Source organism: Pseudomonas sp. NPDC096925, from assembly GCF_044762545.1.
Classification (GTDB): Bacteria; Pseudomonadota; Gammaproteobacteria; order Pseudomonadales; family Pseudomonadaceae; genus Aquipseudomonas.
On the sequence record NZ_JBIWEM010000001.1, the window covers coordinates 388,614 to 401,606 of the forward strand.

General features: G+C 62.3%; 10 protein-coding genes. 2 read left to right on the plus strand and 8 right to left on the minus strand.

From position 1 onward, the window contains the following. Positions 1-233 precede the first annotated feature (233 nt). Together lptF and lptG are read left to right on the plus strand one after the other, a co-directional pair. The gene (gene lptF / locus ACIQYU_RS01910) at positions 234-1,349 is read left to right on the plus strand and encodes an LPS export ABC transporter permease LptF (RefSeq protein ID WP_063911380.1); all 1,116 of its coding nucleotides are present in this window, start codon (positions 234-236) and stop codon (positions 1,347-1,349) included. After that, positions 1,342-2,403, plus strand: coding sequence for an LPS export ABC transporter permease LptG (gene lptG, locus ACIQYU_RS01915; RefSeq protein WP_207836051.1), 1,062 nt, complete (start codon positions 1,342-1,344; stop codon positions 2,401-2,403). Before lptF ends, lptG begins: the two co-directional genes overlap by 8 nt. Before the next feature lie 162 nt (positions 2,404-2,565). Here the strand turns inward: lptG and ACIQYU_RS01920 are convergent, their stop codons facing one another. The 8 genes from ACIQYU_RS01920 to ACIQYU_RS01955 form a co-directional block, all read right to left on the minus strand. Then, positions 2,566-3,054: an RDD family protein gene (locus ACIQYU_RS01920; protein ID WP_063911382.1), complete on the minus strand. Its 489-nt coding sequence runs from the start codon at positions 3,052-3,054 to the stop codon at positions 2,566-2,568. Between the two features lie 91 nt (positions 3,055-3,145). Then, entirely contained in the window at positions 3,146-3,358 is a 213-nt protein-coding gene (locus ACIQYU_RS01925) for a cold-shock protein (protein ID WP_003257941.1), read from the minus strand. A 355-nt stretch (positions 3,359-3,713) separates the two neighbouring features. After that, on the minus strand, positions 3,714-4,835 hold the full coding sequence (gene gcvT / locus ACIQYU_RS01930; protein WP_207836047.1) for a glycine cleavage system aminomethyltransferase GcvT: 1,122 nt from the start codon (positions 4,833-4,835) through the stop codon (positions 3,714-3,716). A gap of 27 nt (positions 4,836-4,862) precedes the next feature. Continuing rightward, positions 4,863-6,239: an L-serine ammonia-lyase gene (locus ACIQYU_RS01935; protein ID WP_207836034.1), complete on the minus strand. Its 1,377-nt coding sequence runs from the start codon at positions 6,237-6,239 to the stop codon at positions 4,863-4,865. 64 nt (positions 6,240-6,303) lie between these two features. After that, a complete protein-coding gene (gcvP, locus tag ACIQYU_RS01940; protein ID WP_233687248.1) occupies positions 6,304-9,159 on the minus strand; it encodes an aminomethyl-transferring glycine dehydrogenase in 2,856 nt (951 codons plus the stop codon). Positions 9,160-9,170: 11 nt separating this feature from the next. Next, positions 9,171-9,554, minus strand: a complete 384-nt coding sequence (gene gcvH, locus ACIQYU_RS01945) for a glycine cleavage system protein GcvH (protein WP_207836025.1) — start codon at positions 9,552-9,554, stop codon at positions 9,171-9,173. A 445-nt stretch (positions 9,555-9,999) separates the two neighbouring features. Then, positions 10,000-10,395, minus strand: a complete 396-nt coding sequence (locus tag ACIQYU_RS01950) for a GFA family protein (RefSeq protein ID WP_082888236.1) — start codon at positions 10,393-10,395, stop codon at positions 10,000-10,002. A gap of 481 nt (positions 10,396-10,876) precedes the next feature. Continuing rightward, on the minus strand, positions 10,877-12,937 hold the full coding sequence (locus tag ACIQYU_RS01955) for a TonB-dependent receptor (RefSeq protein ID WP_402798021.1): 2,061 nt from the start codon (positions 12,935-12,937) through the stop codon (positions 10,877-10,879). Positions 12,938-12,993 lie beyond the last annotated feature (56 nt).

The window sequence follows — 12,993 nt, forward strand, 5'->3', positions numbered from 1 at the left end:
GTCGTCGCGCGCCAGCGGAAAAGCTGCCAGTTTGAGCCTGCGGCAAGCGTGCTGACAACCCCGTCATGCGCCTTCATGCGCGGCGAAGTGACAGGGGCGGTCAATCACAGGATAATGCGCGCACTTTACATGGAGGTTCGCCTTTGGCGAACCGGCATTGGTCTTGGCTGTACTAAGTCATTGTCTGGCGCCATAGATTGGCAGTCCGCCCTGACAACCCAGGAGTGTCTGGTTTGATCGTCTTTCGTTATTTGTCCCGCGAGGTCCTGGTGACCTTGAGCGCCGTCAGCGCCGTGCTGCTGGTGATCATCATGAGTGGGCGCTTCATCAAGTACCTGGCCCAGGCTGCCCAGGGCGTGCTCGACCCGAGCGTGCTGTTCCTGATCATGGGCTTCCGCCTGCCGGGCTTCCTGCAGCTTATCCTGCCTTTGGGGCTGTTCCTCGGCATTCTCCTGGCGTACGGGCGCCTGTACCTGGAAAGCGAGATGACCGTGCTGTCGGCCACCGGCATGAGCCAGCAGCGCCTGCTGGGCCTGACCATGGTGCCGGCCGCCCTGGTCGCCCTGCTGGTGGCCTGGCTGAGCCTGAGCCTGGCGCCGCTGGGCGTTGCCCAGGTGCAGCAGATCATCAGCCAGCAGGATGCCCTGACCGAGTTCGACACCCTGGTGCCGGGCCGCTTCCAGACCCTGCGCGACGGTTCGCGAGTGACTTACACCGAAGAGCTTTCGGACGATCGCATCAACCTGGCCGGCGTGTTCATCTCCGAGAAGCGCTTCAACCAGGACAAGACCAAGGACCGCGCCCCGTCGGTGCTGGTTGCCGAAAAAGGCCACCAGGAAATACAGGCCGACGGCAACCGCTACCTGGTGCTGGAAAACGGCTACCGTTATGACGGCAACCCGGGCCAGGCCGACTACCGTGCCATCAAGTACGATACCTACGGCGTGCTGCTGCCCAAACCGGAGGTCAGCGAGGAAGTGACCGAGCGCGAGGCCGTCCCCACCTCCGAGCTGATCGGCAAGAAGGGCCTGCGTGAGCGCGCCGAGCTGCAATGGCGGCTGTCGCTGCCGATCCTGGTGTTCGTCGTCACCTTGCTGGCGGTGCCGCTGTCCCGGGTCAACCCGCGCCAGGGCCGCTTCCTCAAGCTGCTGCCGGCAATTCTTCTGTACATGGCCTACCTGACAATGCTGATTTCCGTACGCGGCGCCCTCGAGAAGGGCAAACTGCCGATCGCCCTGGGCATGTGGTGGGTCCACGGCCTGTTCCTGCTGATCGGCCTGGGCCTGATGTACTGGGAGCCGCTGCGCCTCAAGCGCGCCGCCCGTCGTGCGGAGGTGGCCCATGGGTAAGCTCGACCGCTACATCGGCCAGAGTGTGCTGCTGGCCATCCTCGCCGTGCTGGGGATCATCCTTGGCCTGGCTTCGCTGTTTGCCTTCATCGACGAGATGAGCGACCTGAGTGACACCTACACGGTGATGGAGGCGGGCAACTTCGTTCTGCTGACCGCACCACGGCGCTTATACGAAATGCTGCCGATGGCCGCCTTGATCGGCTGCCTGATCGGCCTGGGCAGCCTGGCCAGCAGCAGCGAACTGACCATCATGCGCGCTGCCGGGGTTTCCATCGGCCGTATCGTCTGGGCGGTGATGAAGCCGATGCTGGTGCTGATGCTGGTCGGCCTGCTGATCGGCGAGTACGTGGCGCCGGTGACCGAGAACAAGGCCCAGGCCGACCGTTCCCTGGCCCAGGGTGGTGGCGATGCGCAAAGCTCCAAGCGCGGCATGTGGCACCGCCAGGGCGAGGAGTTCGTGCACATCAACGCCGTGCAGCCCAACGGCCTGCTGCTGGGGGTGACCCGCTACCGCTTCGACAACGAGCGCAAGATCATCACCTCGAGCTTTGCACGCCGGGCGCAGTACCAGGATGACCACTGGCTGCTCGCCGATGTGCGCACCACCTACTTCCGTGGCGACCACACCGAAGTGGTGAACACGCCGCAGGAGCGCTGGGACGTTTCGCTCACGCCGCAACTGCTCAATACCGTGATCCTGGCGCCGGAGTCGCTGTCCATCACCGGGCTGTGGGACTACATCCACTACCTGTCCGACCAGGGTCTGAACAATGCACGTTACTGGCTGGCGTTCTGGACCAAGGTGTTGCAGCCGATGGTGACTGCGGCGCTGGTGCTGATGGCGATTTCCTTCATCTTCGGCCCGCTGCGTTCGGTGACCCTTGGCCAGCGCGTGTTCACCGGTGTGCTGGTGGGCTTCGTGTTCCGCATCGCCCAGGACCTGCTGGGGCCTTCTAGCCAGGTGTTCGGCTTCCCGCCGCTGCTGGCAGTGGTGATCCCGGCAGGCATCTGTGCCTTGGCGGGTGTGTGGTTGTTGCGCCGGGCGGGTTGATGGCCTGAGCTGCACAAAAAAAGCCGACCTCAGGGTCGGCTTTTTGCTGGCATTTGTGTTGCCTGCTCCCACAGGTTCATCACAGGCCCTGAGGATTGTGAGGTTCCTGTGGGAGCGGGCGAGCCCGCGAAGAGGCCCGAACAGGCAACACAAATCCCCGGCTCATTTCTTCTGCTTCGGCACCCGCACCAGCTGGCTTTCCGAATAGATGTCATGCCAGCCCCGCTTGCGCTTGTCGATCAACACCCAGAAAAACCCCAGCCCCAGGCACAGCCACGAAGCAATCGACACCACAAAGCGCAACAGCGCCTGCCACAGGCTGATAGCCGTGCCATCGGCGTTCTGCACCCGCACGCCCCACACTTGCATGCCCAGGGTCTGCCCGCCATGGGTCCAGAACTTGGCAAAGAAACCGAACAAGGCAAACAGCAGCACCGTCGACAGCAGCGGGTCGCCGTCCAGTGCGCCAGCCTCGGTCAGCTCACGCATGCGGGCTTCGCCGATGATCGCCATCTGGATCATCTTGTAGGCACCGGCGGTCACGATCAGCAGCGCCGTGCACAGCAGGAAGTCATAGAACATCGCCGCCAGGCGCCGGCCCAGGCCGACTGGCGGAAAATCACCCTGGGGTGTGAGCAGAGGCTTGGACATGCAAAACGGCTCCAGAAGACGAAGCCGCTATTCTACGGGCAAAAAAAAGCCCCTGCACTTGGCAGGGGCTTTTCTCGAAGTCGGGTTCGGCTTAGCCGGCGACCTGAACTTTGTCAGCCTGCATGCCTTTCTGGCCCTGGACTGCTTCGAAGGTGACCTTCTGGCCTTCTTTCAGGCTCTTGAAGCCGTTACCTTCGATAGCGCGGAAGTGCACGAACAGATCCGGACCGCTTTCTGGGGTGATGAAGCCGTAACCTTTTTCGTCATTGAACCACTTGACGGTACCGTTCTGACGCTCAGCCATTGTCTTATTTCCTATGAAGCTTGAATTTTGATGACAGTTTCTTTTGCAATAAACAAGCAAAAGATTACTGGGCTGGGTTGCAGGAAAGTAAGAGACGTCAAACGGGTTGTAGCAGATTGCGGCTACTGGCCCAGGTCACGAACTGTTGCGACCCATGCAAACACAGTGCAGTGACTCTACGCCAACTCCCGAGCGAAAAACAAGCCCTTGGTCGTATGGAAAATCAGCCGTTTGCCGATAACCGACCGGTTTGTCGGAAACGGCATGGCGCCTGGCCTGGCGCCATGTTCAAAAGTTATTGGACAGGTTCGAAATCGAATATCTCGAGCCTGCCCGCAACCTTCACAAAGCGGCTTCAGCCCCGGTAGTAACGTTGTGCCACGAAAGGCATTTTGCTGACTTTCAAGGCAACCTTCTTGCCACGCACCATGGCAAACAGTGGGGTGTCGAGTGCGGCATGTTCACTATCGATATAACCCATTGCTACAGGTGCACCGAGTGTCGGGCCAAAGCCGCCGCTGCACACTTTGCCTACAGGTTTATCGTTTGCATCGACAATATCCGCGCCTTCACGTACTGGCGTACGCTCCTGCGGCAACAGACCCACCCGTTTGCGCGCCACGCCATCGCGCTGGTGGGCGAAGATGGCCTCGGCACCCGGGAAGCCGGCGGCACGCGCGCCGTCGGCACGGCGAACCTTGGAAATGGCCCACAGCAGGCTGGCTTCGACCGGGCTGGTCTCGGTGTTCATGTCGTGGCCATACAGGCACAGGCCGGCTTCCAGGCGCAGCGAATCACGCGCACCCAGGCCGATCGGCTGTACTTCGGGCTCGGCCAGCAGGCGGCGGGCCAGGGCTTCGGCGGCCTGTGCCGGTACCGAAATTTCATAGCCGTCTTCGCCGGTGTAGCCCGAACGGCTGACGAAGCAGTCTTCGCCCAGCAGTTTCACCGGGCGGAACTGCATGAAGGTCATGCCGGCCACTTCCGGGGCCAGGCGCTCCAGCACCTTGACCGCCGCCGGGCCTTGCAGGGCCAGCAGGGCGCGTTGCTCGAACAGCGGCTGCACCTCGCAACGGCTGCCGATGTGCGCTTGCAGGTGGGCCAGGTCCTGGTCCTTGCAGGCGGCGTTGACCACCAGGAACAGGGTGTCGTCGCCCAGGTTGGCGACCATCAGGTCGTCGAGGATGCCGCCTTGCTCATTGGTGAACATGGCGTAGCGCTGCATGCCCACCGGCAGGTCGATGATATCCACCGGCACCAGGCTTTCCAGGGCCTTGGCGGCGTCGCTGCCGCGCAGGGTGATCTGGCCCATGTGCGAGACATCGAACAGGCCGGCCTGCTCGCGGGTGTGCAGGTGTTCCTTGAGCACGCCCAGCGGGTACTGCACTGGCATGTCATAGCCGGCGAACGGCACCATGCGCGCACCCAGTTCCAGGTGCAGGGCGTGCAGCGGGGTCTTGAGCAGTGTTTCGGACATCGGTGACTCCTTGCTGTTGTTGTCGGGTCAACATTCGATGATGTTGACGGCCAGGCCGCCACGGGCGGTCTCTTTGTATTTGCTTTTCATGTCGGCGCCGGTCTGGCGCATGGTGCGGATGACCTTGTCGAGCGACACGTAGTGCTGCCCGTCGCCGCGCAAGGCCATGCGCACCGCGTTGATCGCCTTTACCGAGCCCATGGCGTTGCGCTCGATGCAAGGCACCTGGACCAGCCCGCCGATCGGGTCGCAGGTCAGGCCCAGGTTGTGTTCCATACCGATTTCGGCAGCGTTTTCCACCTGTTGCACGCTGCCGCCCATCACTTCGCACAGCGCCCCGGCGGCCATCGAGCAGGCCACGCCGACCTCGCCCTGGCAGCCCACTTCGGCGCCGGAGATGGAGGCGTTTTCCTTGTACAGGATGCCGATGGCCGCGGCGGTGAGCAGAAACCGCACCACCCCCTCCTCGCTGGCTCCCGGTACGAAGCGCATGTAGTAGTGCAGCACTGCCGGGACGATGCCCGCCGCGCCGTTGGTCGGCGCAGTGACCACACGCCCGCCATTGGCGTTTTCCTCATTCACCGCCAGGGCGTAGAGGTTGACCCAGTCGAGCACCGACAGGGCATCGCGCAGGCTGGCCTCCGGGTGGCGGCTCAGTTGGCGGTACAACGCCGGCGCCCGGCGCTTGACCTTGAGCCCGCCCGGCAGGATGCCTTCATGCTGGCAGCCGGCTTCGACGCAATCCTGCATCACCTGCCAGATTCGCAGCAGCCCGGCACGGGTTTCCGCCTCGGGGCGCCAGGCCGCCTCGTTGGCCAGCATGACCTGGCTGACCGACAGGTTTTGCCCGGTGCAATGGCCGAGCAGTTCCTTGGCGGTCTTGAACGGGTAGGTCAGTGGTGTACTGTCTTCGACGATGCGGTCGTGGCCGGCGGCGTCCTGGTCGACCACGAAACCGCCGCCCACCGAGTAGTACTCGCGGCTGCGGATTTGCAGGCCGGCCTCGTCGAAGGCGCGGAAGATCATGCCGTTGGGGTGGTAGTCCAGCGGCTTGCGGATCATCGCCAGGTGCTGCTTTTCGATGAACGCGATGCTGTGCTCGCCGAGCAGGTTCAGCCGACCGCTGTCGCGGATGGCCTGCAGGCGGGCAGGGATGGTGTCGGTGTCGATGACATCGGGGTGCTCGCCCTCAAGGCCCAGCAGCACGGCTTTGTCGCTGCCGTGGCCCTTGCCGGTGGCGCCGAGCGAGCCATACAGCTCGGCCTTGACGCTGACGGTGCGGGTAAGCAGGTCATCACGGCGCAGCCCTTCGGCGAAACGCGCGGCGGCGCGCATCGGGCCGACCGTGTGGGAGCTGGAGGGGCCGATGCCGATCTTGAACAGGTCGAAGACGCTCAGGGACATGGGTGACCTCCAGCCAGGAATATTGGGCGGACGGTGAACCCTGTGGGAGCGGGCCTGAGGGCTATCAGGCGTCCTGATAGCTCTCGATCGACGGGCAGGCGCACACCAGGTTGCGGTCGCCGAACACGTTGTCGACCCGGCCGACCGGCGGCCAGTACTTGCCTTCCACCAGGCTTGGCAGCGGGTACACCGCCTGCTCGCGGCTGTAGCCATGGGCCCATTCGCCAACCAGCTCGGCCGCTGTGTGCGGGGCGTTCTTCAGCGGGTTGTCGTCCTTGTCCAGGCTACCGTTTTCGACCGCGCGAATTTCTTCGCGGATCTGGATCATCGCGTCGCAGAAGCGGTCCAGTTCTTCCTTGGACTCGCTTTCGGTCGGTTCGATCATCAGCGTGCCTGCCACCGGGAAGGACATGGTCGGGGCGTGGAAGCCGAAGTCGATCAGGCGCTTGGCCACGTCGTCGACGCTGATGCCGCTGGTGTCTTTCAGCGGGCGCAGGTCGAGGATGCACTCGTGGGCCACCAGGCCATTGCCGCCGGTATACAGAACAGGATAGTGCTCTTCCAGGCGACGGGCGATGTAGTTGGCGTTGAGGATCGCCATCTGCGAGGCACGCTTGAGGCCGGCACCGCCCATCATGCGGATGTACATCCAGGTGATCGGCAGGATGCTGGCGCTGCCGAACGGCGCGGCGCAAACCGCGCCCTCGGTGTTTTCCAGCTGCGCGTGACCGGGCAGGAACGGCGCCAGGTGCGACTTGACGCCGATCGGGCCGACGCCCGGGCCGCCACCGCCGTGCGGGATGCAGAAGGTCTTGTGCAGGTTCAGGTGGGAAACGTCGCCGCCGAACTTGCCCGGGGCGCACAGGCCGACCATGGCGTTCATGTTGGCGCCGTCGATGTACACCTGGCCACCGTTGTCGTGGATGATCGCGCAGATTTCGCCGATCGCTTCCTCGAACACGCCGTGGGTCGACGGGTAGGTGATCATGATCGCGGCCAGGCGCTCGCGGTGCTCGATGGCCTTGGCGCGCAGGTCCTCGACATCGACGTTGCCGCGGGCGTCACAGGCGGTGACCACCACGCGCATGCCGGCCATGTGCGCGGTCGCCGGGTTGGTACCGTGGGCCGACGACGGGATCAGGCAGATGTCGCGGTGGCCTTCGCCACGGCTGCGGTGGTAGGCGCGGATGGCCAGCAGGCCTGCGTACTCGCCCTGGGAACCGGCGTTGGGCTGCAGCGACACGGCGTCGTAGCCGGTGGCGGCGCAGAGCATGGCTTCCAGTTCGGTGGTCATCTGCAGGTAGCCCTGGCTCTGCTCGGCCGGGGCGAACGGGTGCAGGTTGCCGAACTCGGCCCAGGTGACCGGGATCATTTCACTGGCGGCGTTCAGCTTCATGGTGCACGAGCCCAGCGGGATCATGCTGCGGTCCAGTGCCAGGTCCTTGTCGGCCAGGCGGCGCAGGTAGCGCATCAGCTCGGTTTCGCTGTGGTAGCGGTTGAACACCGGGTGCGCGAGGATGGCCGACTGGCGCAGCAGGGCAGCAGGCAGCAGCGAGCCGGTGCTGGCGGCCAGGGCGTTGAAGTCCGGCTGGGCCTGGTCGCCACCGATCAGTTGCCACAGGGCCTCGACATCGGCCTGGCTACTGGTTTCGTCCAGCGACAGCCCCACGTGGGCGGCATCGATCTGGCGCAGGTTGATGCCCTGGGCGCGCGCCTTGTCATGCAGGCTGGCAGTGGCACTGCCGGTGGCCAGGGTCAGGGTGTCGAAGGCGCTGGCGCCCACTACCTGCACGCCCAGTGTCTTCAGGCCGGCGGCCAGGATTGAGGTCAGGGCATGGGTACGTTCGGCGATGCGCTTGAGGCCGGCCGGGCCGTGGTACACGGCGAACATGCTGGCGATGTTGGCCAGCAGCACCTGGGCGGTGCAGATGTTGCTGGTGGCCTTTTCGCGGCGGATGTGCTGCTCGCGGGTCTGCATGGCCAGGCGCAGGGCGGTCTTGCCGAAGCGGTCGATCGACACGCCGACCAGGCGGCCCGGCATGTCGCGCTTGAACGCGTCACGGGTGGCGAAGTAGGCGGCGTGCGGGCCACCGAAGCCCAGTGGTACGCCGAAGCGCTGGGCGCTGCCGATGGCCACGTCGGCGCCGAACTCGCCCGGCGGGGTCAGCAGGGTCAGGGCCAGCAGGTCGGCGGCAACGGCGACCAGGGCGTTGGCAGCGTGGAAGCGCTCGATTACTTCGCGGTAGTCGAACACTTCACCGTTGCTGGCCGGGTACTGCAGCAGGGCGCCGAAGAAGGCGCTGACATCGCCCAGTTCGCGCTCGTCGCCGACCACGATCTCGATGCCCAGCGGTTCGGCACGGGTGCGCAGCACGTCGAGGGTTTGCGGGTGGCAGTGCACGGAGGCGAAGAACGCGTGGCTGGCCTTGTTCTTCGACAGGCGCTTGCAGAAGGTCATGGCCTCGGCCGCAGCGGTGGCTTCGTCGAGCAGCGAGGCGTTGGCGATCGGCAGGCCGGTCAGGTCGCTGATCAGGGTCTGGAAGTTCAGCAGCGCTTCCAGGCGACCCTGGGAAATTTCTGGCTGGTACGGGGTATAGGCGGTGTACCAGGCCGGGTTTTCCAGCAGGTTGCGCAGGATCGGCGCCGGGGTGTGGGTGTTGTAGTAGCCCTGGCCGATGTAGCTCTTGAACAGCTGGTTCTTGCCGGCGATGGCCTTGAGCGCGGCGAGCGCGTCGGCTTCGCTCTGGCCGTCGTGCGAACCGAGCACGCTGGTGCCCTTGATGCTGTCGGGGATGACCGCGGCGGTCATGGCTTCCAGCGAGTCGAAGCCGAGGGCGGCCAGCATGGCCTGCTCGTCGGCGGCGCGCGGGCCGATGTGACGGGCGATGAATTCGTTGGCGGTGCCGAGGTTGATGGTCATGGCGGAGTTCCTCAGGCGTCGTCGTTGGCTTTGATCAGGCGGTCGTAGGCGTCCTGGTCGAGCAGGGCGGCCACGGCGCTGGCATCGGCGGGGATGAAGCGGAAGAACCAGCCTTCGCCCATCGGGTCTTCGTTGACCAGTTCCGGGCTGTCTTCGAGCTGCTCGTTGATCTGCACCACTTCGCCGGTCAGGGGCATGTACACACCGCTGGCGGCCTTGACCGACTCGACGGTGGAGGCTTCGCTGCCTTTCTCATACTGCTGCAACTCTGGCAGTTGCACGAAAACCACATCGCCAAGGGCGTTCTGGGCGTAGGCGGTGATGCCCACGGTAACGCTGCCATCGGCTTCAACGCGCAGCCATTCGTGATCTTCAGTGAAACGCAACTCGCTCATGGGGAATCCTCGGGAAGCAGGGCGTTAGGCGCGGTGGCTCCGCGCTCTTGGGGTTGGGATTCCCTTAGCAAAAATGCGGCCAATGTATAGAAAATCATTTAAATCAATGATTTACAAAGTTCTCATGACGTTTACTCATTTTCTTTGGAATGAAAACGCTACACACAGTGGACGGAGGAAAAGGGTTTGGGGTTCAAAACCTTGGCGAGCCGTATCCAGGCAAGGTTGTAGTGAATTCGATACGATGTACTGAAATCAGTACAGGTGGTGAGGCCTGACTGATGTGAAGGTGGGGCAGCAATAAAATCTGTCGCGCATCGGTTGGCGGGCAAGGACCGACTTGGGCAGTTGTGTCTGCCTGCGCGTCAGATCATGAAGTGGCTATTCTCTATCGCGGTCAGCTTCGTCTTGTGCTCTGTCAGAGTTGTAGTTCGACGTGGTCGATTTAATTGTAAGGGTGTGCAGCGAATTGTTTGGCGTTATCGCAAATTTCGTACCAATTCGGTTTTTCCTTGACAAATTCGTGGAACAGGTTTGAAAGGTGCAATGCGTCGTCAAAACAGTTAGCAGCCACTGGAAAGGAATCGGCGGTTGCTGTCACTTCACCTAATGCAGTTCCGCATATCGAGCAAAAGCATCGGTTGTACTTGTAAGGTGCTTCGGGCTTGTAAGTAGTTATCGAATCCAGGCCGGACAGCATTTCGAACGATGAGCGCTGAACAAAAACAAATGTACTGGCTCCTGCTTTTCTGCAGCGGGAGCAGTGGCATGTACCCATCATTGTCGGCGGGCTGGATACCATGAACTTTACCGCTCCACAGCAGCAACTACCTTTAAGCATATATTCCGTCCTCTGGATAAATGTACACTGTACAAAATTACAGTATTCTGAGGGAACCTTACCATCAAGCGCGCGGTGACGCCACTCCCACTCGAGTGGGCGGCAAGCCTAGCGCTTCAATGGAAGTCGGTGTGCGAGGCGCGCGCTGCTTGACGACGCTATCCTTCGGTGCGGGCAGGTTTTTCATTTCGGAAAGGTCGGATTGCTTGATCCAGCGCTTCATATCGAGCGCTGAAAATCTTGCCGGCAGCACAATCAATCAGCTTGTTCCGCTGTGCACCCGGAATCTCGCCAATTTCCCCTGGCTGCGACAAGGCTCGGCGACCCAGTTACAGGGGGGCACAGAGGTAAGCGATGCGGATTCATCAACTCACTTCACGCCGTTGCATAAATCGGCAGGGGAGCGATAAAGCATTTCGAATGGTGCCCCCGACCGATCCAGCCACAGCGTGTTTTCGCTAAACCCGAGAGCAGGCACCCTTTAAAAATCGAGCGTCATACCGGCATAAATTGCGCGACCATCACCAGGCGAATGCAGGGACGCGTCCGCTCCATCCGGGTCGTACCAGACATACTCATAGTAGCGATTGGTGAGGTTCTTCAGTTGCAGGTCCACGCTCATCAAGTCGCTGAGCTTGTAGGTCGCGCCTAGGTTCATCAATACGTAGCCGCCATAAGTTCCCTGAGTGTTCTCCCGCTCAAGGTAGTAGTTGGTCTGCCCGTTAGCCCAGGCTGTAAGTTGCAGTGCCGGGGTGGCCTGGTAGCTGATACCGGTGTTCCACAGGTGGTGCGGCACGTGGTCGATTTCCTTGCCTTTGCTGTCCGGGAGCGCGCTGCTGGGTTCAAGAATTTTCGAGTACTGCCAGGAGTAGGACATCCAGACCTCGGTGCGTTCGTCAGGGTGCAGGTTGACCTGCAGGTCGTAGCCCCAGCGGCGTGTCTCACCGACGTTATCGGATTCGCCGCTCGGGTCGTTCAGGCGACGGCTGACCTCGCCGGTGGCGTCCTGGCGCCAGTAGGCCACGCGGCCATCGATCCAACTGGCATGGGTAAGTTTCACACCGGTTTCCCAGCCTTCGTTGATCGAAGGGTCGAGGTCTTCGTTGCGCGGCGGCACCTTGTAGGCTGCAGCGCCGGTACCGACCTGGAAGGTGCGGCCCCAGTTCGCATAGATACTGGCGAACTGCCACGGTGAGTAGACAATGCTGAGTTTGGGCTGCTTGATCAACCCATAGTCGTTTATGTCGTAGTCCTGCCCGGTCATCTTGTTGGTGAAATCACCACTGATCTTGTCGATGCGATACGCAGGGACAATCTTCAGCGTTTCGACCGGTTCGATTTCAGCCAGGACATAGGCACCGACGGTGTTGAGGTCGAAGTCCTGATCGCGAGTCTGCACCTGGCGCACACGTTCTACCGTGCGGTAGCGCTGGCTACGGTTCTGCTGCTTCTGCACGTCGCTGCCGCTTTCCAGGGCGAAAGTGTGCAGCCAGTCGATCTGAGGCCGCCAGGTCAGGGAGGTGATGGCGCCGTACTGGTCCTCGTAGCTATCGCGCTCCTGCTGTGAGCTGGTGTGCCAGTACTGGGTCCAGCGGAGGTCGTCGAAGGTGTTGACGTAGGTCTTGGCTGACCAGGACAAGGTGTCGGCCAGTTCGGTGTCGAAGTGCACGCTGACCTGGTTCATTCGCCGTGTGCCTTTGTCCGTGGCGTTGTAGGCGTTGCTCATGCGTGGGTGATGGCGGGCATCGTCTTCGGTCAGGTAGCCGGCTTCCTGGGCTTCGGACTCATAGTGGCGGGCAATCAGGCCGAGGCGGTAGTTGCCATCGTCGGGGGTGTAGAACCACTTGCCGCCGAAGCTGTAGCGTTCGGTATCGGCATGGTCGCGATAGCCGTCGAGCTGCTGGCGGCCGAAGAAATAGTTCTGCGTCCAGTTGCTGGTCTCGATGCCCTTGGCCAGTTGCACCTCAAGGGTGTTGAAGCTGCCGTAACGCACGCGTGCCTTGTTGTAGTTGCCGCCGGTGCGGGTATTGATGTTGACGTTACCGGCGATGTTGTTCAGGCCGTAGCGCGGGTCGCTGGTGCCGCGCGCCACCTCGATGCTGTCGATGTCCATCGGGAACACCGAGTCGATGAAGGGCATGTTGCCGTCGTTGCTGTTGCTGGGAATGCCGTCGATCAACAGCTTCACTGCATTGACTTCACCTTCGCCGTTGAAGCCGCGGAACGACAACTTGCCAGAGGTGGTGCCCTGGTTGAACTCTGTAAGCATTACACCGGGCGCGCGGTTGAACAGTTCCCAGCTGTAGGTGACTGGCATTTTCTCAAGGATATCGCCACCGAGAATGTCCACCGAGCTGAGGACGGTACTGGTGGTCAGTGGACCGGTGCTGGTACCGCTGACGGTGACGGCGCCGAGGGTCAAGGTGGAGTTTTCGCTAGGCAGCGTCTCGGCTACCGCCTGGGACAGAGGGTTCAGGGTGGAAACGCAGGTGATGGCAAAAACGGGTAATACAGTGCGTGCGGTGCTACGGAACGCAGGCATGGACAGAGCTTCCTGGCAAGAAAAAGTCGGGCACGGTCATCACGCGCATCGTGCGT